General features: G+C 35.0%; 20 protein-coding genes and 1 other annotated feature. Of the genes, 3 read left to right on the forward strand and 17 right to left on the reverse strand.

What is annotated here, in order from left to right; translation table 11 throughout:
• Window positions 1-35 precede the first annotated feature (35 nt).
• The 9 genes from P2Q73_RS04710 to P2Q73_RS04750 form a co-directional block, all read right to left on the reverse strand.
• Window positions 36-1190, reverse strand: coding sequence for a competence protein CoiA (locus P2Q73_RS04710; RefSeq protein ID WP_275784473.1), 1155 nt, complete (start codon window positions 1188-1190; stop codon window positions 36-38).
• 120 nt (window positions 1191-1310) lie between these two features.
• Window positions 1311-1979 carry an adaptor protein MecA gene (mecA, locus tag P2Q73_RS04715; RefSeq protein ID WP_053590236.1) on the reverse strand — a complete coding sequence of 223 codons (669 nt, stop codon included), beginning with the start codon at window positions 1977-1979 and terminating at the stop codon, window positions 1311-1313.
• Between the two features lie 280 nt (window positions 1980-2259).
• A complete protein-coding gene (gene spxA, locus P2Q73_RS04720; protein WP_053590237.1) occupies window positions 2260-2655 on the reverse strand; it encodes a transcriptional regulator SpxA in 396 nt (131 codons plus the stop codon).
• Window positions 2656-3046: 391 nt separating this feature from the next.
• Window positions 3047-4258: a putative glycoside hydrolase gene (locus P2Q73_RS04725; protein ID WP_056827555.1), complete on the reverse strand. Its 1212-nt coding sequence runs from the start codon at window positions 4256-4258 to the stop codon at window positions 3047-3049.
• A 115-nt stretch (window positions 4259-4373) separates the two neighbouring features.
• Window positions 4374-5315: an ABC transporter ATP-binding protein gene (locus tag P2Q73_RS04730; RefSeq protein WP_275784477.1), complete on the reverse strand. Its 942-nt coding sequence runs from the start codon at window positions 5313-5315 to the stop codon at window positions 4374-4376.
• Complete coding sequence (locus P2Q73_RS04735; protein ID WP_056827556.1) at window positions 5315-6379, reverse strand: ABC transporter ATP-binding protein; 1065 nt, start codon at window positions 6377-6379, stop codon at window positions 5315-5317. Before P2Q73_RS04735 ends, P2Q73_RS04730 begins: the two co-directional genes overlap by 1 nt.
• A 16-nt stretch (window positions 6380-6395) precedes the next feature.
• Window positions 6396-7415: an oligopeptide ABC transporter permease gene (gene opp3C / locus P2Q73_RS04740; RefSeq protein ID WP_056827557.1), complete on the reverse strand. Its 1020-nt coding sequence runs from the start codon at window positions 7413-7415 to the stop codon at window positions 6396-6398.
• Entirely contained in the window at window positions 7415-8347 is a 933-nt protein-coding gene (gene opp3b, locus P2Q73_RS04745) for an oligopeptide ABC transporter permease (RefSeq protein ID WP_053590242.1), read from the reverse strand. Before opp3b ends, opp3C begins: the two co-directional genes overlap by 1 nt.
• A gap of 210 nt (window positions 8348-8557) precedes the next feature.
• Window positions 8558-10261 (reverse strand): peptide ABC transporter substrate-binding protein, encoded by a 1704-nt coding sequence (locus P2Q73_RS04750; protein ID WP_275784480.1) that lies wholly within the window; start codon window positions 10259-10261, stop codon window positions 8558-8560.
• A gap of 336 nt (window positions 10262-10597) precedes the next feature.
• Here P2Q73_RS04750 and P2Q73_RS04755 point away from each other — a divergent pair, with 336 nt between their 5' ends.
• On the forward strand, window positions 10598-10843 hold the full coding sequence (locus tag P2Q73_RS04755) for a DUF3899 domain-containing protein (RefSeq protein WP_231687572.1): 246 nt from the start codon (window positions 10598-10600) through the stop codon (window positions 10841-10843).
• A 52-nt stretch (window positions 10844-10895) separates the two neighbouring features.
• Window positions 10896-11111, forward strand: a binding site (T-box leader).
• Window positions 11112-11156: 45 nt separating this feature from the next.
• On the forward strand, window positions 11157-12143 hold the full coding sequence (gene trpS / locus P2Q73_RS04760; protein ID WP_275784482.1) for a tryptophan--tRNA ligase: 987 nt from the start codon (window positions 11157-11159) through the stop codon (window positions 12141-12143).
• A gap of 274 nt (window positions 12144-12417) precedes the next feature.
• On the opposite strand, the gene P2Q73_RS04765 is transcribed toward trpS, so the two are convergent.
• The 7 genes from P2Q73_RS04765 to P2Q73_RS04795 form a co-directional block, all read right to left on the reverse strand.
• Window positions 12418-14271: an oligopeptide ABC transporter substrate-binding protein gene (locus P2Q73_RS04765; RefSeq protein WP_056827560.1), complete on the reverse strand. Its 1854-nt coding sequence runs from the start codon at window positions 14269-14271 to the stop codon at window positions 12418-12420.
• Between the two features lie 79 nt (window positions 14272-14350).
• Window positions 14351-15250, reverse strand: a complete 900-nt coding sequence (locus P2Q73_RS04770) for an ABC transporter permease (protein WP_053590247.1) — start codon at window positions 15248-15250, stop codon at window positions 14351-14353.
• A gap of 29 nt (window positions 15251-15279) precedes the next feature.
• Window positions 15280-16242 carry an oligopeptide ABC transporter permease gene (opp4B, locus tag P2Q73_RS04775; RefSeq protein WP_056827561.1) on the reverse strand — a complete coding sequence of 321 codons (963 nt, stop codon included), beginning with the start codon at window positions 16240-16242 and terminating at the stop codon, window positions 15280-15282.
• A gap of 1 nt (window position 16243) precedes the next feature.
• A complete protein-coding gene (locus P2Q73_RS04780; RefSeq protein ID WP_053590249.1) occupies window positions 16244-17191 on the reverse strand; it encodes an ATP-binding cassette domain-containing protein in 948 nt (315 codons plus the stop codon).
• Window positions 17188-18195 carry an ABC transporter ATP-binding protein gene (locus tag P2Q73_RS04785; RefSeq protein WP_216598623.1) on the reverse strand — a complete coding sequence of 336 codons (1008 nt, stop codon included), beginning with the start codon at window positions 18193-18195 and terminating at the stop codon, window positions 17188-17190. The genes P2Q73_RS04780 and P2Q73_RS04785 overlap by 4 nt, the downstream gene beginning before the upstream one ends.
• A gap of 524 nt (window positions 18196-18719) precedes the next feature.
• Window positions 18720-19952, reverse strand: a complete 1233-nt coding sequence (fabF, locus tag P2Q73_RS04790; RefSeq protein ID WP_275784487.1) for a beta-ketoacyl-ACP synthase II — start codon at window positions 19950-19952, stop codon at window positions 18720-18722.
• Window positions 19953-19980: 28 nt separating this feature from the next.
• On the reverse strand, window positions 19981-20916 hold the full coding sequence (locus tag P2Q73_RS04795) for a beta-ketoacyl-ACP synthase III (protein WP_275784490.1): 936 nt from the start codon (window positions 20914-20916) through the stop codon (window positions 19981-19983).
• A gap of 162 nt (window positions 20917-21078) precedes the next feature.
• Here P2Q73_RS04795 and P2Q73_RS04800 point away from each other — a divergent pair, with 162 nt between their 5' ends.
• Window positions 21079-21270 carry a YjzD family protein gene (locus tag P2Q73_RS04800; RefSeq protein ID WP_053590253.1) on the forward strand — a complete coding sequence of 64 codons (192 nt, stop codon included), beginning with the start codon at window positions 21079-21081 and terminating at the stop codon, window positions 21268-21270.
• Window positions 21271-21564: 294 nt separating this feature from the next.
• On the opposite strand, the gene P2Q73_RS04805 is transcribed toward P2Q73_RS04800, so the two are convergent.
• A complete protein-coding gene (locus P2Q73_RS04805; protein ID WP_275784493.1) occupies window positions 21565-23691 on the reverse strand; it encodes an ATP-dependent Clp protease ATP-binding subunit in 2127 nt (708 codons plus the stop codon).
• Window positions 23692-23744: the final 53 nt, after the last annotated feature.

The following is a 23744-nucleotide window of genomic DNA, read 5'->3' on the forward strand; positions in this document are numbered from 1 at the left end:
ATTTCGAATCACTTTTTATTTTCTCAATTTTCTAGTTAATATGCAAGAAAATCAATGTACAATAGTTTAACCATTTTAGGAAAATTGATATGACCATCATAACCATCTTCCCCAATTTTAAGCATACTTTCATTTAAAATATTTATATAAGCTTTTACCGCTAGTAGCTTTTGTTCATCTCCCGCTAGTCCAAATGGTCGGATTCGAATAAATTCCTTAGCATGCGAAACGTTGGCAGAGTCAATTGGTACATTTATTTCTTTTAAATAATCAAGAAGTTGAATTTGCCATTCCACTGCATGGACACCAAATACTTCTGCATAGGCAGTTGGAATTCCAATAAACAACGGGAGTTTTAATGGAGATATTCCCCATCTATAACATACTTGTAAAAAGGCAGATTGGATTCCTCTTCTATTATAGTAATACAAGTGATTAATATGCTTGAACCTATGGTTTTGATATAGATAAAGATATTTTTGAAATTCTTCCATTGATATGCGCTTTAAAACCGCAAATGGCCATGTTTGATCGTTTATAGATAATTTTTTCGTTTTGATAATATAAGTATTTGCTTTAATGTGAAGCATATTTGAAATATATTGAAATTGTTTTGTACGGGGACAGTAGGTGATAATGGTTTTTCCATCAGTAGGATATCTAACAAAGAAGTGTTTTTTAAATGCGGATAACTTCATAATACCAATGTCATTAATAGGGAACTCAGTCATAGGGGGAGTTCTTAGTATCCATAATGGTGTTATGGATTGTTTCTTATAGCCTTTTGACCGATCAATTACAAGAGAGGTAGGTAATTGACTACATTGAAATTCAATTGCGATGGACTGCTTGTTGTCTTTGATTAAAATATCAGGTCTCTGTTTAATTGAAGGCATATATCCCTCTAAATAAGCTTGTACTTTTTTCTGTTGAAAAAATGAAAACAATTGAAGTTTACCGTTTAGATGATCTTCGGTTTCTCCTTCAGAAAATGAGCTGACACAATCCGACCTACTTCTGTGAGCAAAATGCGGGATATTAATTTGTCCATTTTTTAATATGACTTCTTCTCTGCATTGTAGACAATAAAAAGTTGTATGCTTCTTACATTCCGATAGATGTTCTTTTGTATAGTGCGCTGGCACAAAAATCTTTCCATGTTTTGTAATTGCGGTAAGAAATTTAAACACCTCCTTACTCAAAGTTACGAATATTCAGATAAAAAGTCAAGTCCATACAATATTTTGTATTGTACAGACTTTAGTAGAAAAATAGTTCTCAAATAAAAAAAACCTTCTATTACAGAAGGTTTAAAAATGTTTGTTTAGTTCTTGAAATGCATCGTTTGCTATTATTTCTTTCCCGTATTCTTGAATTATATGAATTGTTTTATTTGTTTTATTAGCAAATTCTGATATAACACTTAGCGTATCCAGAATAGATACCAGTTCATTCATATCAAAGTTAAAGTGTACATTCAAGTAATATTTATCTTCATAATAATATAACGAAGACTGGGTTATTTTTTTATCCATTTTTTTAGCCAGAGGGAGCAAGTCATCAAAATTTTCAAATACAAACGTATAATCTGATGGTAATTCTTCTAAATCGTCCATATAGTTTGGAAAGTCTTCAAACTCATGGGGACCTATAGAACTTGATACACCGTTTTTGAAAATTTTTCCTGATTGATCTTCCAATTCAAAACTTGATTCTGATCGGTCATTTCCTTTAGTCATTTCCGTTCGAGTAACAATTACTTCCAAACCTTTTTCCATCGCATGAACTTGAATCCATAATGGACCATCTAAATCGTCAAAATGATCATCATCATGAACCTCATCCATCATCTCCCAAAAAAGCTGCTCGCTCTTATCTTTGTTAAACCATATTTCATCTCGGCTGAAGCCTCTTTCTTCAATGTCGATGTATGAAATGTATACTTTGAAAGTGTTATCATTGATACGCTCGATATCCATTTAACACATCTCCTTTCGCTTCTGACCGTTTCTTGCTGCAATGTCTACTACTATTGTATGTTGTTTAATAAAAAAAGAAAAGGATTCATGCTCACCTTTTCATAATAATAAGTAGACTATCTGCATTGTAAGAAAATTTAGGTAACAATGCAAGTACTAAAATAAAAACGCAAGACAATTTTCAGGCAAATGCCTAAATTGTCTAGCGTCTGTTCATTTTATAATTAGAATTAAGTTAATAAGATAAATGGTAATTACCTTAAAATAATACAGATTGCTATTAGTTTACAAGTCGTTGAGCTTCAAGCAATTGATACGCTCGAACTTTTCTCGGCAAAAATCGACGAATTTCGTCTTCGTTGTATCCAACTTGTAATCGTTTTTCATCTAAAATGATTGGACGGCGTAATAATCCAGGATACTCTTGAATTAACTCATATAGACGTTGAAGAGGTAAGCTTTCCACATCAACATTTAATTTTTGGAATATTTTAGAACGAGTTGAGATAATTTCATCAGTCCCATCCTCTGTCATTCGTAAAATCTCTTTTATTTCACTTATGCTAAGTGGTTCAGAAAAAATGTTACGCTCTGTATAAGGAATATCATGCTCTTCTAACCATGCTTTTGCTTTTCTACAAGAAGTACAACTTGGTGAAGTAAATAATGTAACCATCAATAAAAACACTTCCTTTCAATTAGTGATTGTGTTATATGAAGTAGATTATAATTAGTTTAATGTAAGAACTTTACTTTTAAAGTATACACCAATTTTATATTAATTAAAATATGTTTATAAAAATTTTTTTACTATTTATATACCTAGACACAAATTCGTTGAAAATATAAGCTCTTCTTGCTATTAAAGGACAAATTACTCTATGTTTACCTTATACCCATTTCTTTTCTTATTTAAACCTACTTAAAAATATTTTTTGATATTATTCTCAATTAGAAAAGTCAAATTGAAAATGCCTGTTATACTTAATAGTACGTTTTTGATGAAAAAAGGTTTCAAAAAATAAAAAAAACACAAGATTTTCATCTTGTGTTTCTTCATAAATGCTTCAATTTGGTGTGTAATCCACCCCTGGAGAATACTTATTGCCAGCATTCCAAAGTAAAAATTCTTTAATACCTGCTTCATTTAACGCTTTAATTTGTGCTTCTACTTCTTCCTTACCATACGTTTGATAATTGCCAGCACCTAAATAAGAAGCAGTAAAATCTTGTAGCCAAGGTCGTGATATTGGTGGATTTTTCAGTTCTCCCAATTTAGCATTCTCTACCTTAGCATATTCCTGAACTAATCGATAAGGTTCGAGATCTGGTTTAGCAATCCCAAAATAAGATGTCCAATGACTTGGATATATCATAGATGAAATGACATCTACGTTTGCCGATATTTTAGAAAAGTTTTGTCCAATGCCTGGTGCTTCAGGAAGTGTTGCAGAATAACCAAAAATATCTACAGATACTTGTGCTCCGTATGGTTCCAATTTTTCCTTAGCATAGGCAACAAAATCTGTAACAGCTTGTACTCGTCTTTGAACAGGATCAAGCTCTGAAGTTTCATAGTCCCCCATATTGTATTTGAGCGTGCTATCTCTTTTTTCAAATCCCTCAGGGAAACGTACGTAGTCGAATTGAATTTCTTTAAAACCCATTTTAGCAGCTTCAATTGCAATTTGGACGTTATGATCCCATACTTCTTGTAAAAATGGATTAACGAATGCTTCACCTCTTCCATTTTTCCACACAGAATCACCTTCCACAAACGACCATTCCGGTTTCATTTCAGCGAGCTCTGTATCTTTAAAAACTACTACTCGAGCAATCGGATAAATTTGTTTCTCTTCCATTGTTTTCAACATTGCTTGAGGGTCCTTTATGTATGGTTTACCAATTTCATATTTTGCTAAAGATGAATCCTCCTTTGGTATGTATGTTAAATTTCCAAAGTCATCTTTTATATCTATTACCATAGCGTTTAGTTCAGTGGAGTCCATAAGTTTTACTAAATCGTTAAATCTAGAACCACCTGCGGAATGACCAGTCACATATACCCCTCTTACTGCATCTGGATATGCAAATTTAAGCCCTGAATCATATATGAATAACTTGGAAGTGGAAACGAGAGACTCGTCAATTGCTTGAAAGCTATATTCTTTAGATGAAAAGCTTTCCGAGAACAAATTGCCTTCGGCTGACACAGAAGTAGGAATAATAAGTGTAGTTGCAATGCCAAATGTTGTTAACAATCTTAAAGAATTCTTCATATGTTATAGACTTCCTTTCTGCTTTATTTATTCATTCTATCAGTAGTACTTATAGATTGAAAGAATATATATAATAAAAAACGGCCATTCCAATTAGAATGACCGTTTAAACAAACTATAAACGTGCGCTTGCAGCTGCCTTTAATGCCACATATTCTTTTTCTGAGCAATAAACAAAATGCCCAGGTGTAATTTCACGCATAGCTACTTCTTCTCCGTCTTGATAGTTATGAGAAGAAGGATCATATGATTTACGAACACGAGTGCGTTCATAATCAGGATCCGGAAGCGGAATAGCGGATAATAAAGATTGAGTATATGGATGTAGAGGATTGTTATATAAATCCTCCGCAGGAGCTAGCTCGACCAGTTTACCAAAATACATTACACCAATTCTGTCTGAAATGTATTTAACCATCGATAAGTCATGGGCTATAAACAAATACGTCAATCCTTTTTCTTTTTGCAATTCCTTTAATAAGTTGACAACCTGCGCTTGAATAGAAACATCAAGAGCTGAGATAGGCTCATCAGCAATAATAAACTCAGGATTAACTGCAAGTGCTCTTGCAATTCCTAATCGTTGACGTTGACCTCCGGAAAACTCATGTGCATAGCGGTCAGCATGTTCACGATTTAAACCTACTGTCTCTAATAATTCCACAACGCGTTCTTTACGTTCTTTTGAGTTTTTCACTAGACCATGAATATCTAAACCTTCTGCGATAATATCCAATACTTTCATACGTGGATTTAATGAAGCATAAGGGTCTTGGAAAATCATTTGCATTTTGCGATTAAATATTTTTAAATCTTGTTTAGATTTTTTATCGTGAACATTTACACCATCATAAATTACTTCGCCATCTGTTGCATCGTAAAGACGAATGATAGTACGACCTGTTGTAGATTTTCCACAACCCGATTCTCCAACAAGACCTAGTGTTTCACCCTTATAAATATCAAAGCTTATATCATCTACCGCTCGAACTTCGTTTGGCTTACCTGGATTGAAATATTGCTTTAAATTTTTAATTTCTAGTAATTTTTCAGCCATTAGTAAGTACCTCCTTCAGTTCCATTATAATAGCGGCTTCCCGGGAATTTTTTCATTCGCTCCACAATTGATACAGGTGGTTCTACTTGAGGCGCGTCTGGATGTAATAACCAAGTTGCTGCATAATGTGTATCACTTACTTTAAAGAATGGTGGCGCTTCTTCTAAATCGATTTTCAATGCATAGTCACTACGTAATGCAAAGGCATCTCCTTTTGGTGGATACAATAAATCCGGAGGAGTTCCTGGTATTGCATACAGTTTTTCTTCCGTCACATCTAGAGAAGGCATCGAACTTAATAGTCCCCATGTATATGGATGTTGTGGATTATAGAAAAGTTCATCAACCGTCCCAATCTCTACGATTCGCCCACCGTACATAACTGCCACTCTATCTGCTACGTTCGCTACAACACCTAAATCATGTGTAATGAATATAATTGATGTGTCAATTTTCTTCTGAAGATCTTTCATTAACTCTAAAATCTGTGCTTGAATAGTAACGTCCAGTGCAGTAGTAGGCTCATCTGCAATAAGTATTTGTGGATTACAAGCCAAAGCTATTGCAATAACAATACGTTGACGTTGCCCTCCAGAAAATTGATGAGGATACTGTTTAATACGTGCTTCTGGTTTCGGCATTCCTACTAAACGTAATAAGTCTACCGCTATTTTACGAGCCTCGGTCTTACTAACTTTTTGATGTTTCAAAATAGGCTCCATAATTTGTTTGCCTATTGTCATAGTAGGATTCAAAGAAGTCATAGGATCTTGGAAGATCATTGAGATATCTTTCCCGCGAATCTTCTGCATTTCTTTATCCGTTAATTTAGTTAAGTCTTTCCCGTTAAAAAGAATTTGACCATTTTTAAATTCTGAACTATGTTCAGGTAATAAGCGCATAATTGCTTTTGTTGTAACTGACTTTCCAGAACCAGACTCTCCAACAATTGCAAGAGTTTCCCCTTTTAATAAGTCGAAATTAACGCCTCGAATAGCTTTAACTTCTCCTGCAAAAGTATGGAAGGAAAGCTCCAAGTCTTTTACTTCTAATATTTTTTCCATCTCGGCTTTCCTCCTTTTAGTCTTTCATCTTCGGATCAAACGCATCACGTAAACCATCACCCAATAAGTTAAAAGCAACCATCAGTAAGCTTAAAATTAACGCAGGGTACAATAAAATATGTGGTTGGAATTTAATTAACTTGTAACCGTCATTTATAAGTGTCCCCAAAGATGCTTCAGGAGGTTGTAAACCTAAACCAATAAAGCTTAAAAAGGCTTCAAAGAAAATGGCAGTTGGAATAGTAAACATCGTATTAATAATAATAACACCCATAATATTAGGTAATATATGCTTGGTAATGATTCTACCGTTGCTTGCACCTAGAGTACGGGATGCAAGGACAAATTCCTGGTTTTTGAATTTTAAAACTTGACCACGCACGATACGAGACATTCCGGTCCATCCTGTTAAAGTAATAGCGATAATGATCGCTGTTACACCAGGTTCCATGAACAGAAGCATTAAAATGATAATTACTAAACTTGGAATACCAATAAGGATTTCCACAATGCGTTGCATAACATCATCTATACGACCACCATAATATCCGGAGATACCACCGTAAGCAACACCAATTACAACATCAATCAAAGCGGCAACGAATGCTATGAATAACGAAATTTGTGTCCCTTCCCATACACGAGAAAAAGAATCGCGCCCAAGACCATCTGTACCAAACCAATAGTACGTATCTACTTTTTTCATTTCATATAAATCTACTTCTTTACCTGCTAGAGTACCAACACCGTCAAATATCCCTAGTTTTTCAAGCCCTGGAACTTTAGGTGGTAAGTTCGCATGTGTAATTGTTTGAGTTTCGGCATCATGTGGACTAATCATTGGCCCAACAAAAGACATGATAATGATAAATACCAAAATAAAAATACTAACAATCGCAGCTTTATTTTTGCGTAATCTCAACCAAGCATCTTGCCAAAAACTAACACTAGGTTTAGAAATTCGCTCAGCATGGGTACTATCAAGATGAACCCTTTCAAAAGCATCAGCAGGTAGGTTTTTTAAATCTTGAGTCATTATTTATTACCTCCTGATAAACGAATTCGTGGATCAATAATTCCATATAGAATATCTACTATGAATATTACGACAATTAAGAACGCAGAGAAGAACAATGTTGTTCCCATTATTATAGAGAAGTCATTGGACATAATAGACTTAACAAATTGCTCACCAATACCTGGAATCGCAAATATTTGTTCAATAACAAGAGAACCGGTAAGTAGTCCTGCTGCTAATGGTCCTAATACTGTTACTAGTGGAATTAATGCATTTCTAAAAGCATGCTTAAAAGCAATTTCAAAACCACTAGCACCTTTAGATTTAGCTAAAGTTATATAATCCGAACTTAATACTTCAATCATTTCAGTTCGGATGAAACGAGAAGCTGTTGCAAGTGGTCCCATAGCTAGAGCTATTGAAGGAAGTACACTCGACATCCAACCATCTTTCCATAAAGCCACAGGGAATATTTCCCATTTAACACCTAACCAATATTGAAGAAAAGTCGCAAAAACGAAAGATGGAATAGAGATCCCGATAATAGCTATTAATGTACTACCGTAATCCCAAATTGTATTTTGTCGTAGTGCAGCAATCATACCTAACATTATTCCAATAGCAACACCTAATATTAAACCTTGTGAACCAAGAATAAAAGATGGTCCTAAACGATTTGTTATTAAGTCAGTGACACTTGCATTTTTAAATTGGAAAGAGTTACCTAAATCACCTTTAGCTAAGTTTAGCATGTATTTACCGTACTGCACTGCTACTGGTTGATCTAATCCATATTTCGCTTCTACTATCGCAAGTTGTGAAGGGGATAGTTTTGAAGCAGAGCTAATCGGGGAACCTGGAAGCGCCTTCATTAAGAAAAACGTTGCCGTTGCAATCAAGAAAAACGTAATCAAGGCATAAACCACTCGTCGAAAAACATATTTGGCCATCTTAGCACCTCCTAAATAAAATATTTTTTAATAGATTTGATTAATCTATTAATATATAAACAGATAAGACTAGTAATTGTCAAAGTCGAAAAAAAAAATAAAATATTTGGTTAATTCTGACTCATTTAAAAAGAGAGTATATGATCCAAAAGGACACCATATACTCTCTAATTATGAGATTTTTAAAACTCTAATATTCTTAGATGATTATTAGTTTTTACCTTCAATGTAAGCCCATTTGTAGCTATAGTCTCCACCGAATGGGTGAGCAATTATACCTTTAACATATGGTTTTTGAAGGAACATTAATCCACGTTGGTAAATTGGTCCAATACCGAAATCTTTTTCAATTAGAAGTTTTTCAGCATCAGCCAATGCTTGCCAACGAGCAGCTGCATCTAAAGCTAATTCGTTGTTAGCAGAGTTTACTAATTTATCATATTCTGGGTTAGAGTATGACATTTTGTTATTTCCGCCACCAGTTAACCACAAGTTCATGAATGTATAAGGATCTTGATAATCTGGTCCCCATCCTGCAACTTGAATCTCGTAATCTTGGTTTGTATCAAGATCTAAACGAACGTTAAAAGGAACTTCTTTAAGAGTAACAGTTAAACCTGGTAAATTAGTTTCAAGTTGAGACTTGAAGTACTCATCCATTTTTTTAGAAAGTTCAGTGTCTCCACCAAGAATTTCGATAGAAAGTTCTTTAACACCTAGTTCTGCTAAACCTTTTTCCCATGCTGCTTGAGCTTCTTCTACATTAAATGTAGCCATGTCACCGTTTACATCACGGAAATCATTACCATCTTCATCAAAAGTAAAGTCTTTAGGTACTAAATAGTTAGCTGGAACTGAACCGTTAGCTAAAACAACAGTAGCTAAATCTTCTTTGTTGAAAGCTTTTGTAATTGCTTCACGAATATTTACGTTAGCAAGTGGAGTTTTTTCTCCATTACGTTCTTGATTGTATTTGAAATAGAACACAGAAGTTTCTGATTCTTTTAATAGTTCTGGGTCAGCAGCGTATTGCATTGCATATTCTCCAGAAAGACCTGCACGATCTTTTTCACCATTTGTATAAAGGTTAACTGCAGTAGCAGGTTCTTTAACTACGTCATAATTGATTTCAGTAAGTTTTACAGTATCTTTATCCCAGTATTGCTCATTTTTAAGTAATTGCCAAGATAAACCTGTTCCGTCCCAGTTAGCAAGTGTAAATGGACCGTTGTATAAAAGTGATTCTGAGTTTTTCGCATAGTTTTCACCTTGCGATGTAACGAACTCTTCTTTTTGTGGTAAGAATGTTCCAAATGACATAAGTGATAAGAAATAAGGAGTTGGTTTTTCAAGAGTTACTTCTAACGTTTTTTCGTCAAGAGCTTTAACACCTAATTCAGTGTACTCAACCGTTCCTTCAGAAATTTCAGTAGCGTTTTTAATAACTCCACCCATCATGTATGGACCATATTCAGATGCAGTATCTGGGTTCATAGCACGTTTCCATGCAAATTCGAAGTCATTTGCAGTAACTGGAGAGCCGTCAGACCAATTAGCATCACGTAATTTGAACGTATAAACTAAGCCGTCTTCAGAAACTGTTGGTTCACCATCAGCGATGGCAGGTACAGCAACGTTTTCTTGATTCAAACGATATAAACCTTCATTTACATTGTTTAGAAGATCAAATCCAACTGCATCAGTTACTAAAGCTGAATCCATTGTTGGAATTTCTGCTGTCATGATTAAGTTAAGTACTTGTTCTTCATCTACAGCTACTTCTTCTGTTGTTGCTGGATCTTCTTCTTTTTCTGTAGTTTTAGTAGTACCTTCTTCTTTGTCGCCACAAGCAGCAAGGAAAATACTAAGAACTAACAGAAGGCTAAAAAGCCATAAAAACTTGCTATTCTTCAAAAGAATAACCTCCTTTAAATAGTCAGAAAAAATTCATTACATTAATTATTATACATTTTCAGAAAGACTTGTACAGGTTTTTCGGAAAATTTTTTACATTATTGTAACAAAATCATTACATTGTCCTAACAATTGTGAATCTTTGGTAAAAGATTTGCGAGTTTTTTACAACTATTTCTCTAAAATTTTGATTAATTCTATTAAATCTTCTATAATCAAATCTTGTAGAGGTGAAATATGAAGACAAAAATTGTTTACTTTTTAGGATTACAACTCCTAATTTTCATTCTTATTATCATAGTATATGGAAAATTAAACCTAGTTTCATATGCCAATATGTCTTTCTATGTTGGAGGAACCATAACGTTTTTTGGATTTCTGACATATGTTGTATCAGGAGGTTTTTTTGACTTCTTTACAGAAAGCACAAGGAAAGTATTCACTCCTAAACATTTTAAAAAGCATGCCAGTGAAATGCGGTTACCATCAGAAATTTTCTCCTTTCCACACAAGCCTATTATCGCTTTAGGATTGTCTAGCTTATTCTGTATGTGTATAGCTCTGTTCGTTTATTATAGTTAAGTTTTCAGCTTGATTTTTGAGTTTCTTCTATACTATAATGTTCAAAACACTATAATATGCTTTGACGAAGAAAAGTATATTTGACTTGTATGTTTAGAGAGTCTGCGGTTGGTGCAAGCAGAACGTACATCAAATTGAATGGGCTTCTGAGCAGTATATGTGAACTTGAAGTAGCATATACCGTCCCCTTCACGTTACGAAGAAGAGTGGCTAATTTACTTTTAGCAAACTGGGTGGTACCACGGATTATACATCATTCGTCCCTTTTTTTAGGGATGTATGATGTTTTTTTATTTTAAGGAGGAAGAAGAAAATGAAAAAGTTATTTTCAGGTGTGCAGCCAACAGGAACCATTACTCTAGGTAATTACATTGGTGCGTTCAGACAATTTATTGCACTCCAAGATGATTATGATTGTGTATTTTGTATCGTCGATCAACATGCGATCACTGTTGCCCAAGATCCACAAGAATTAAGCAAACATATCCGTTCACTTGCGGCATTGTATCTTGCCGTAGGGATCGATCCAGAAAAATCAACATTATTCATACAATCAGAAGTTCCTGCACATGCACAAGCAGGTTGGATTATGCAATGCATTTCTTATATTGGTGAATTAGAAAGAATGACACAGTTTAAAGATAAATCCGATGGAAAAGATGCTGTATCAGCTGCGTTATTAACATACCCACCATTAATGGCTGCAGATATTCTTTTGTATCAAACAAATATTGTCCCAGTTGGAGATGACCAAAAACAACATGTCGAATTAACTCGTGATTTGGCAGAACGATTTAACAAACGTTATGGTGAAATTCTAACTATCCCTGAAATACAATTACCGAAAAGTGGTGCTCGTATTAAGTCACTTCAAGACCCATTAAAGAAAATGAGTAAATCTGATCCAAATCAAAAAGCAACCATTCGTATTCTTGATACACCAAAAGAAATTGAAAAGAAAATAAAAAGTTCTGTAACTGATTCTGAAGGAATTGTTGCATTTGACCCGGAAAACAAACCTGGCGTTTCAAACCTATTATCAATTGAATCCGCATTAACTGATGTTTCAATTGAATCGCTTGTACAAAAATATAATGGTAAAGGATATGGAGACTTTAAAGCATCAGTTTCTCAAGTCATCATCGACCATTTTGCTCCAATTCAAGCCCGCTACGAAGAGTTATTAAACTCTTCAGAACTAGATGATATCTTAGACCGTGGAGCCGATAAAGCAAATAAGCTTGCAAGAGAAACACTTTCTAAGATGGAATCCGCAATGGGCCTTGGTAGAAAACGATAATCGTTAAGGAAATAAGCGAAAAGCAAAAAATGATAAAGTCATTTGTTTGGAAAATATACATGATGACAGAACTGAAAGAGTATCCTAGAGATAAAAAGTTTAGATAAAGTACTAAATTGGAACAGGTGATTATTGCTATTCCATAACTGATTAAAAAAAGTAAAAGTCTAATTTTTATCACTCCTTCTTAAACCATATGAAAAACCGTTCCTAAACTTTCGTATAGGAACGGTTTTTTATATTTTCGTATGCAGCCTTCTACGCTTTTCAAGAATTATTTTGTAGACTTAACACCTGTATCTGATACAAGTTCGATCAGTTGTAATTCAGTTGGGGTAGCATAGTCAATACTGTAGTTTTTCACACGTTTATTAACTGGCACTAACTCATAACGATACATAGTTGGAATAACTGGTGCTTGCTCTGCCATATATTCTTGCCATGCACGGAATTCTTTTGCACGGTATTCAGGATCGAATGCCTCTGGTGAGTCGATATTAGTCAATGTTTGCTCTAAGAAATCTGAAGAGTAACGGCTAAAGTTATATTGAGCAGTTTTTGAGTATAATCCTGCTGGAGATGGGTTTGTACCTGTACCCCATGCAGCCATGAAAATGTCGATTTCAGGATCATCTGCTTCAACTTTATCATAGAAGCTGTTAAATTCGATTGTACGACCTGTAGTCAATGTTACGTTTAAGCCAACATCTTTCCAGTTTTGTAAATAGAATTGAGTGATATCTTCTGCAATATCATCGCCAGCCATTGTAGCAAATTTAATTTCTAATGGTTTACCTGCTTTATCTTCACGGATACCATCGCCATTTGTATCTTTATATCCAGCTTCATCTAGTAATGCATTAGCTTTGTCTGGATCATATTTATATCCTTCTAAAGTAGCGTCATAGAAAGATTCAAATACAGGTGGAATTAAAGAGTTAGCACGTTCACGTAAACCTCCATAGAATACTTCTGCAACTTGTTCAACATCGATTGCGTAACCCATTGCTTGACGTAATTTCACGTCTCCCATTTTAGAACCTTCAATATCAGTTACTACTGTGCTATTTTCAAAATCGTATTTACCAAGTTTGAATCCAAGGTAAGAATAGTAAAGCTCTTGACGTCCTAGTACATCGATATTATCAAAGTCTTTGATTTCTTCCATTTTAGAAGCACTGAAGCTTGAAGCAATATCGTATTCACCTTGTTGAATTGCTACAGAAATAGAACTTGTTGGTACTACTTTAACAAGTACGCCATCTAATTTTGGTTTACCTTTCCAGTAGTTTTCGTTAGCAACAAATTGTACTGATTCACCAGGTACGATTTTATCAAATTTGAATGCACCTAGAGTTACTGGATTTTTACGAACTGCATCTGATTCTACTAATTCTGCTACAGGAATGTCTTTGATGATGTGACTTGGCTCAGCATAAAACCATAGGCCATCTCCACCACTAAAGATTGCAGGTGATAATTTATTAAATGAAATTTCTAAAGTAGTTTCATCTACTTTCTTAAGACCAGAAATTGTGTCTGCTTTACCATCATGGTACTCAACAGCACCAACAATGTTTTGGAAATCTGCGTCATAACGAACACCAGTATAATCTTTATGACCAATAATTAAGTAAGGTTGAATTAAGTCTTCAATTTTAAGAGGTTCTCCATCAGACCATTTAACACCTTCTTGAATTTTAAGTGTTACTTTGTTGTTATCTTGGTCAACTGTCATTTTAGCGATACCTTTATCATTAATTAAGAAATCACCATCAGTTTCAAAAAGTACGTTACTTGAATATGCTAAAATATCTGCATCATAAGCATCTTCGTATAATACATATGAAAAAATTCCTTGGAAAGGCTCATCTTTTGCCATAGCCACTTTAAGTGTACCGCCGCTAATTGCGTCACCATCATTTTTTACTTCTAGTGGAAATTTTGCTGAATCATCAGCTGCTGGCTCTTCCCCTTCTTCTGTATCTTCTTCTTTACCATCTTCAGTTTTTGAAGTGTCTTCTGTTTTTGTACCTTCAGAGCCTTCTTTTGTATCCTGATTACATGCACCAAGGACTAGCATAAAAGCTAAAAGAACTGCAAGTAAAGCCCAAAGCTTTTTATTCATTCTGTTTCCTCCTTTTTATTCTCTTTAATTTATATATCAAACGTTAAACGTCTAATACCACTACATACTTTGGTTGGGTTTAGCCTAGTCGTTGCTTTGCATCAGCTGAGCGGCGTAATGCTTGACCTACATAGTTGATTCCAAGCATCATTAACAATATAAATAATGATGCAGGTAACCAAACCCACCATTTTTCTTGCAATACAAGCGGATTATTTGCATAGCTTACAAGTGTTCCTAAGCTTGGTGTTTGTGGCGGTAATCCAAATCCAAGAAATGATAATCCTGTTTCTATACCAACATTACCAGCAAAATTTAAAGTTAATTCAACAATTAATATAGAACTTAGGTTTGGCATGATCTCTTTAAAAATGATAAAGACTCCTCGCGTACCCATTGTTTTTGATGCGTTTACATAATCTCGCCTACTCTCCGAAAGAGCTTTACTTCGAACTAGGCGAGCTGTAGATGTCCACAAAAATATACTCATGATTAGAATGAACACGGTCACTGTGTATTTAGGGACAATCGTAACAAAAACAATAATCAACATTAAGGAAGGAATAGTAATAAAGAAATCAATGATACGCATAAAAATGTTATCAATCCAGCCACCGAAATAACCACATACCAGACCAATAATTACTCCAATAACACCTGTGATCAGTGTAATCGAGATAGCAATCGCAATACTATTTCTAGCTCCAATAACTAACTGTCCCAGAATATCTTTGCCGCCCTGGTCAGCTCCTAAAAAGAATTTGTCTCCTGGTGCAGCATATTTATCTCTTAGGCTTACACGCATTAAAGTTTCTTGGTCAATAAGCCAAGCCCATATAAAAACTCCGATAATTACAACGATGAGTGATATCAGTGAAAACATTGCTAATTTATCTTTTTTAAACTCTCTAAAAATCACTTGTATACCTGTTGGAGGAGAGTTTAATTCTATTAATTTGTCATCTGCTAATTTTTCCATATTATTCACCTCTCCTTAACATAATTCGCCTATTCTATCCTAATTCTTGGGTCAACAATACTCATGATAATATCGGACAGTAGACTACCTAATAATGTTAAGAAGCCGTATAACATAACAAGCGCAGTAATTACACTGTAATCACGTGATTGAATAGATGAAATAAACAACTGTCCCATGCCTGGATAACCGAAGATTGTTTCAATAAAAATCGAACCACCCAATAATCCGGTAATTGTGAATCCGAAGAAAGCTGCAATAGGAAGTAAAGAATTTCTAAAAATATGTCTAGAATATACTTTACTTATCGGAATTCCCTTACTTCTTGCAGTACGCACATAATCCAAGGCCTTAGCGTCAATAATTTCAGAACGTAAATATTGAATAACACTAGTTGTACCTAGTATCGCTGTCGTAATAGCAGGTAAGAGCATGTGATAAAGCTTACTCCAAAAGTATCCAAAGGTCCCTGTATCATATTTAATATCTACACTACCTACTGTTGGAAACCAGTGAAGCTGATAGCCAAAAATAAATAAGAAGATTAATGCTAGAACGAATGTCGGAATCGCATAAGTAACAAAACTATACAATACGACCGTTTTGTCTAAAAAGGTATCTTGGTAACGGCCAGCTAAAACCCCTAAAGGAATAGCTAGTAAATATAACAAAATGACACTTACTAAAGATAACCAAAATGTATTTAATGCCCGTTCTCCTATTAAAGTAGAAACCCCAATTTTATACGTGTAACTTTTTCCAAAATCTCCTTGTACAGCGTTGGTAATCCATGTAGTATACTGTACGTACCATGGATCATTTAAACCTGCTTTTTCGCGAAGTTCCTCAATCCGAGCTGGATCTGTATCTGGTGTAATCATCCCAGTAAAGGGATCACCAGGCATAAATTTTGCCATAAAAAATATTAATAAACTTAAGACTAGTAACTGTGGAATCATGATTAATACTCGTCTTACGATTGTTTTCCACATATTAAATGCCCCCCTTTTCATGAGCATTCATCGCTACTTGATGTGATTCGTTTAATTGTTTTAAATCATATACTTTCCCATTTTCATCGTAATAACTTCTATGGTTTACAACGTAATCTGATTCAACTTTAATTCTTTCTCTTTTTCGTATGTCTCGCCCTATCGGATTTACATCTGGTATTGCAGATAATAAACGCTTTGTATAAATATGTTGAGGATTATTATAAATATCATTTCGATTTCCAGACTCAACAAAACGTCCTTTATACATAATTGATATATGGTCGCACATATGTTTCACTACACCTAAGTCATGTGATATAAACAAATAGCTAAGTCCAAATTCCTGTTGGATATCTTTCATAAAGTTAAGAACTTGAGCCTGCACGGAAAGATCAAGGGCGGAAACTGGTTCATCTGCTATGATCAATTTAGGATTACATGAGATCGCTCGCGCTATACCGATTCTTTGCTTTTGTCCTCCCGAAAACTCATGTGGATATTTTAATTTCACATCTTCACTCATACCAACTATCGCTAGAAGTTCGTTGATTTTACGTTTTTCTTCATCTGGAGATAATTTCAAAAAATTTCGAATTGGTTCCGCAATAATGTCTTGAACTCGTTTCCTAGGATTTAAACTAGAGTGTGCATCTTGAAATATCATTTGAATATCTCGATTATAGGAAGAATTTAGACTTCGACGCTTATGCGTCACGTTCTCTCCCTCATATATAATCTCACCGGAGGTAATTTTTTCTAATCCAATAATCGCTTTACCAGTAGTTGATTTACCACAACCAGATTCACCAACTAATCCATAGGCTTTTCCTTTTTCAAATTCCAAGTTGATCCCATCTACTGCATAGACATTGTCTATTACTGTATTAAAAAATCCACCTCTAATAGGATAATGGACTTGTAAATCATTGATTTTCATAAAGCTCATCTTGCTATACCTCCCTCTTCACCTTCAAAGTGAAAGTGTTTCCAGCAAGTACATCTAACTAAATGACCTGGAGAAATTTCATGAAGTGTTGGATTTTCTTCATGAGCTATCGCTGGAATCCATGGGATTCGTGCAGAAAACCTACATCCATTACGTGGAAGTTTCATTAGAGATGGCACCATTCCTTGAATAACTTGTAGCCTTTCATTTTCACTGTTCATTTGCGGTATTGAGTTGAATAATGATCTTGTGTACGGATGTTGTGGATTTGAGAATAATTCATGCACAGGTGCTTCTTCAATAATTTGACCTGCATACATAACCGCAACGCGATCGGCTACTTCTGCTACAACACCTAAATCATGAGTAATTAAAATAATTCCTGATTCTGTTTCTGCTTGTAAATCTTTTAAGAGATCCAGTATTTGTGCTTGAATCGTAACATCTAATGCAGTTGTCGGTTCATCGGCAATTATTACTTTTGGTTTACATGAAATGGCAATTGCAATAATAACCCTTTGTCTCATTCCACCAGAAAGCTGATGAGGAAATTGTCTAGCAACACGCTCAGGGTTAGGAATCCCAACTTGGTTAAGTAATTCAATTACTCGTTTATCCCGAACCTCTTTTGTCATTTTTGTATGAAATATTAAACTTTCTTCAATTTGTTCTCCAATTCGCATAAGAGGATTTAATGCTGATAATGGATCTTGGAAGATCATCCCTATCTCTTCGCCTCTTACTTTATTAAATTGTTCTTCATCAAGGGTCGCTAGGTTCACTCCGTTGTAATTAATCTCACCTTGTACTCTAGTTTTTATGTGGTCATGAAGCCCTATAATCGATGTTGCTAATGTACTTTTCCCACATCCGGATTCTCCAACAATTGCAAGAATCTCATTTTTCTTTAATGTAATCGATACGCCATCAACTGCATCATAATATGTATCTTTGATTCTAAAACCAGTGTGTAAGTCATTAATCTTTAAAAGTTCACCAGTCATAATTATCATTAAGCTCCTTTCGATGTAGGCAACCTTCTGCTTTTAGCTCCTGATTTATTCTATGGAATTTTTCGTTAACTAATGAAATGGATTTTTTAACTGTATACACAACCCTAAATTTCAATTTTTCTGTTAATTCAACTCTTAAGTGTAAATTCTATTACAGGTTTGTTACAATCGCAATACATTTTTTTAATTATTTCATTAATTTACTCTTTTTTGAAAATGTAAAATTATCTACTAATTCAATCTTATCAACAGTTTTTATTACATTTTATTAATGTAAAAAATTTTTAAATAGAATAAATAGCAATGTTACATTCTACAAATTTCGACATGGAATTGGTAAAAATAATGAGCTCACTTTAATGATTCAACCTGCTAAACAGTTGAAACAAATGCAATTTCTTTAGTCAAAACAAAAAGAGTATTTTCCATTTTTTCTTGGAAAATACTCTCTTTTTTAGATATTTTTTTGTAAATAAAAACCATTTATTATTATAAATTTTTATTAAATTTAATAATTATTTTTTGAAAAGTATAGATGCATTATGACCACCAAAGCCTAAAGAATTGCTCATTGCGTATTGAATATTTGCTTCTCTAGCTTCATTTGGCACATAGTCTAAATCACATTCTGGATCAGGTGTTTCTAAATTCATCGTTGGTGGCAATATTCCTTCTTTTAAAGCTAACACAGTAAATATCGCTTCAACCCCACCAGCTGCCCCAAGCAAATGGCCTGTCATAGATTTAGTAGAACTCATTGCTAATTTGTATGCATGTTCACCGAAAACAGATTTCACAGCCATCGTTTCGAATTGATCATTATATGGTGTACTCGTACCATGCGCATTAATATAATCAACTTGTTCAGGAGTAACTCCAGCATCTTCAAGTGCTTGTTGCATAGCACGAGCTGCCCCTTCTCCTTCTGGCGCTGGAGCAGTTATATGATGTGCATCACCAGTTGATCCATATCCAATAATTTCAGCATATATTTTTGCTCCGCGTGCTACTGCATGCTCATACTCTTCTAAAATGATAATTCCAGCACCTTCACCAATAACAAATCCATCACGGTTTGCATCAAATGGTCTAGAAGCAGTTTGTGGATCTGTATTTAATGTAAGTGCCGTGTTTGAACAAAATCCAGCTACAGACATATGTGTAATTGGGGATTCTGCACCGCCTGTTATCATTACATCTGCATCTCCACGTTCTATAACTTTAAATGCATCTCCAATAGAGTTTGTACCCGATGCACACGCAGTTACAGTACAGGAATTAACAGCTTTTGCTCCAAAATGAATTGAAACTTGACCTGCTGCCATATCCGGAATCATCATAGGTACAAAAAATGGGCTAACACGTCGAGCACCTTTTTCTAAAAATACACGGAACTGTGCTTCGTATGTTTCCATACCACCAATACCAGAACCAATCCAAACCCCAGTTCGAAGGCCTAATTCCTCCGTAATTGTTAAATTAGCATCTTCTACAGCCATGATAGATGCTGCAAGCGCATAGTGTGTAAAGCGATCCATTTTACGTGCATCTTTTTTCTCAATATATTTCTCAATATCAAAGTCTTTTACTTCAGCTGCTACTTTTGCTGGGAACTGACTTGCGTCAAGTCGTGTAAGCATTCCTACACCAGATTTACCTTCTTTAATACCAGACCAAGTTGTTTCTATATCATTTCCAAGCGGAGTAACTGCCCCAATTCCTGTTACTACTACTCTACGTTTCGTCATGAATATTCATCCTTCCGAAGTTCATTTATTATTTTCCCCACTTTAATGTAATAGCACCCCAAGTTAATCCGCCACCAAAACCTACCATCACTATGATATCGTCATCTTTTATTTTCCCATTGTTAACTTCATCTTTTAATGACAGTGGAATAGATGCTGATGATGTATTTCCATACTTATGGATTGTTTTAGACATTTTTTCAACAGGGAGTCCTAATCTTTCTCTTGAAGCATCCATTATACGAATATTTGCTTGGTGTGGTATTAACATATCGATGTCTTCTTTTGTTAAACCGGCTTTCTCTGTTACATTAACTGCAGACTCACCCATTTGTCTAACGGCAAACTTAAATACTTCTCTACCATTCATAGCAAGATAAGGTCCATCTTGGTATAAATGCTTACCACCACTACCATCTGCGCCAAGCTCGAATGACAAGATTCCTCGTCCTTCTGATACTTTACTCACAACTGCAGCTCCTGCTCCATCACCAAATAACACAGCTGTATTACGATCTTCCCAATCTGTTATCTTAGAAAGTTTTTCAACTCCTACTACTAACACATGTGAATATGCATTAGATTCTACGAATTGTTTTGCAGTAACCAACCCATATATAAATCCTGCACAAGCTGCAGACAGATCCATTGCCGCTGCATTTGTTGCACCTAGCTGATATTGCAACATGGAGGAAACACTTGGAAACGGTTGATCAGGTGTAACTGTTGCAACAAGAATAAGACCAATTTGCTCAGGAGATATTCCAGCATTCTCGATTGCTTCTTTTGCTGCTTTATACGCTAAATGAGAAGTGTTTTCTTCCTCTCCTGCAATTCTTCTTTCTTCTATACCAGTTCTAGTTCTAATCCATTCATCGGAAGTATCTACTTTTTTCTCAAGGTCTGCATTAGTTAAAATATGCTCAGGTGAATAAGTTCCTAAACCAATTATTCCAGCATTCACGAAAGTTCCCCTTTTCTTATAATCTATTATTAGTACCTGGTAATAATAATACCGAATATATGAACATTTTTCAACAACATAGTTTGAAATCGTAAATATTCTTTTGAATTAGGAAGGGTTATGATATGATTAACGTAGTAAAAATAGCTTGAGGTGAATGAAATGAAATATATTATGACACTTGTATGGTCCGTAATACTAGTTTCTATGTTAAATTACGTAGTAAGCTCTGTACAAAACGTAGAATTTGATCTTAACAACGGCTTAATCATGTCAATCCCGGTTGCAATTTTGGTTATCCTTATTTCTGCAATCCTTCCAAATGATCCAGTAGCAACACCAGAACATCATTAAGAAAAGCACAATAGTGCTTACCGTGTTTTTTTAGAGGAGGCTCGTGACTGTTTCACGAGCCTCCTCTTTTTTCGGTAGGTTTATGGCTATTATCTATCCGTAACCCTCTAAAAAAACATAAGAATCAGTTAAAGGATATGAATTTCTATTTATTTTGTATGCTCCCGAAGATTCAAATTCGGAGCTATATTGCTACTAGACTATGGTGGTGTGCGGCAGCGCAATTCCAGGTTGTATGCGTTATAATGTCTTTAAACCAATAAAAACAGCTCCCAAAGTATGGGAGCTGTTTTCTTATTTAATCATTAATTGATTATCTTCAATGGTCGCTACAATTGTACTTCCTGGAAGAACCGTACCAGCGATTAATAATTTTGCAACAGCAGTTTCTAAATTTCTTTGTATAAAACGTTTCAGCGGTCTTGCTCCGAAAGCTGCGTCTGTACCTTCTTCCACGATCCACTTAATCACTTCATGATTTACTTGTAAATTGATCTCTTGTTCTTGAACACGATTTTGTAGCTGTTTTACATATTTTTCAGTGATTTTTTCAAAATGATGAATAGTTAAAGAATGGAACATGATAATGTCATCTAAGCGGTTTAATAACTCAGGTTTAAAATGGTCCCTTAAAGCTGCCATTACATGACTTTCTTCTTCTTCCCCGATGACTCCAGTCGTATTTCCAAGATATTGTGAACCAATATTAGAAGTTAGGATAACTACCGTATTTGTAAAGTTAACTATTCTTCCTTGGCTATCTGTAATACGTCCATCATCCATTAGTTGTAATAATATATTCGCGACATCTGGATGAGCTTTTTCTATTTCATCTAATAGTACGACAGAGTATGGATTTCGACGAACTGCTTCAGTTAATTGGCCACCTTCTTCGTACCCAATATATCCTGGAGGTGCTCCAACTAAACGAGAAACACTATGTTTCTCCATATATTCAGACATATCGATACGTATAAAATGCTCTTCCGAATCAAACAGGTTCGCAGCCAACGATTTAGCAAGTTCCGTTTTCCCTACACCTGTTGGACCTAAAAATAAGAAGGAACCAATTGGCTTTTTAGGATCCTTTATACCGGCTCTTGCACGCCAAACCGCTTCAGTTACTAATTGCACTGCTTGATCTTGTCCAACAACTCTTTCACCAAGTGTCTCTTTTAAACGAAGGAGTTTTTCTCTTTCTCCTTCGACCAATTTCGTTACTGGAATTCCTGTCCATCTTGATACAATAGAAGCAATTTCTTCTGAAGTGACTTCTTCACGTAACAAGCGAACATCAGATTGATCATTAATTTGTTGTTCATATTGTTGCAATTCTTTTTCTAATGAAGGTATTTTCCCATGCCGTAGCTCAGCTGCCTTGTTCAAATCATATTTATTTTCTGCTTCTTCCAGTTCTCTTCTAAATCGATCTAGTTCTTCTCTTTTTTGTTGAATGACCTGAATAGATTCTTTTTCCTCTTTCCATTTGTTTCGCATGTCACTTGTAGATTGTTCTAATTCCAATAGGTCTTGGCGTAACTGTTCAAGTCTTTTTTGACTTGCAGCATCTTTTTCTTTCATTAAGGCTTGTTCTTCAATTTGAAGCTGCATCATTTTTCGTGTCACTTCATCTAGCTCTTGGGGCATTGAATCAATTTCTGTTCGAATCATTGCACATGCTTCATCTACTAAATCGATTGCTTTGTCGGGTAAAAAACGTTCTGTAATGTATCTATTTGATAATTCCGCAGCAGCTACAATAGCTCTATCATGAATGCGCACACCATGATGTAATTCAAAGCGCTCTTTCAATCCACGTAAAATGGATACTGTATCTTCGACAGAAGGCTCTCGAACAAGCACTTGTTGAAATCTTCTTTCAAGTGCCGGATCCTTTTCAATATACAGGCGGTATTCATCTAAAGTGGTTGCTCCGATACAATGTAATTCTCCACGAGCAAGCATTGGTTTTAGCATGTTCCCCGCATCCATTGCACCGTCAGATTTTCCAGCACCTACTATTGTATGGATTTCATCTATAAATAATATAATTTGTCCATCACTTTCTTTAACTTGCTTTAAAACAGCTTGTAAACGCTCTTCAAATTCTCCACGATATTTTGCACCTGCTATTAAAGAACTCATATCTAGCTCAAAAATTTCTTTTTCTTTTAGTCCTTCCGGTACATCTTTTCGTACAATTCGTTGCGCCAAACCTTCCACGATTGCAGTTTTTCCAACACCTGGCTCTCCAATTAGGACAGGATTATTTTTTGTTTTTCTAGATAATATACGAATAACATCCCGTATTTCTTGATCTCTTCCGATAACAGGGTCCATTTTCCCTTCTTTTACTGCGGTAACTAAATTGCGTCCATAAGTTTCTAATGGACTTTTTTCATCCTGTTGTTTCATTTGCATACCCAACCATCTCCTTTTGAAATAGTTTGACCTTTTTTGACTAATGTAATTAT

Source organism: Bacillus sp. Cr_A10, assembly GCF_029222665.1.
Taxonomy (GTDB): domain Bacteria; phylum Bacillota; class Bacilli; order Bacillales_A; family Planococcaceae; genus Psychrobacillus.

Coding starts and splice junctions, on each gene's coding strand:
- mecA (WP_053590236.1), bottom strand. CDS start 1,979: ATGGATATCGAGCGTATCAATGATAACACTTTCAAAGTATACATTTCA.
- spxA (WP_053590237.1), bottom strand. CDS start 2,655: ATGGTTACATTATTTACTTCACCAAGTTGTACTTCTTGTAGAAAAGCA.
- P2Q73_RS04725 (WP_056827555.1), bottom strand. CDS start 4,258: ATGAAGAATTCTTTAAGATTGTTAACAACATTTGGCATTGCAACTACA.
- P2Q73_RS04730 (WP_275784477.1), bottom strand. CDS start 5,315: ATGGCTGAAAAATTACTAGAAATTAAAAATTTAAAGCAATATTTCAAT.
- P2Q73_RS04735 (WP_056827556.1), bottom strand. CDS start 6,379: ATGGAAAAAATATTAGAAGTAAAAGACTTGGAGCTTTCCTTCCATACT.
- opp3C (WP_056827557.1), bottom strand. CDS start 7,415: ATGACTCAAGATTTAAAAAACCTACCTGCTGATGCTTTTGAAAGGGTT.
- opp3b (WP_053590242.1), bottom strand. CDS start 8,347: ATGGCCAAATATGTTTTTCGACGAGTGGTTTATGCCTTGATTACGTTT.
- P2Q73_RS04755 (WP_231687572.1), top strand. CDS start 10,598: ATGTCTTTCTATGTTGGAGGAACCATAACGTTTTTTGGATTTCTGACA.
- trpS (WP_275784482.1), top strand. CDS start 11,157: ATGAAAAAGTTATTTTCAGGTGTGCAGCCAACAGGAACCATTACTCTA.
- P2Q73_RS04765 (WP_056827560.1), bottom strand. CDS start 14,271: ATGAATAAAAAGCTTTGGGCTTTACTTGCAGTTCTTTTAGCTTTTATG.
- P2Q73_RS04770 (WP_053590247.1), bottom strand. CDS start 15,250: ATGGAAAAATTAGCAGATGACAAATTAATAGAATTAAACTCTCCTCCA.
- opp4B (WP_056827561.1), bottom strand. CDS start 16,242: ATGTGGAAAACAATCGTAAGACGAGTATTAATCATGATTCCACAGTTA.
- P2Q73_RS04780 (WP_053590249.1), bottom strand. CDS start 17,191: ATGAGCTTTATGAAAATCAATGATTTACAAGTCCATTATCCTATTAGA.
- P2Q73_RS04785 (WP_216598623.1), bottom strand. CDS start 18,195: ATGACTGGTGAACTTTTAAAGATTAATGACTTACACACTGGTTTTAGA.
- fabF (WP_275784487.1), bottom strand. CDS start 19,952: ATGACGAAACGTAGAGTAGTAGTAACAGGAATTGGGGCAGTTACTCCG.
- P2Q73_RS04800 (WP_053590253.1), top strand. CDS start 21,079: ATGAAATATATTATGACACTTGTATGGTCCGTAATACTAGTTTCTATG.
- P2Q73_RS04805 (WP_275784493.1), bottom strand. CDS start 23,691: ATGCAAATGAAACAACAGGATGAAAAAAGTCCATTAGAAACTTATGGA.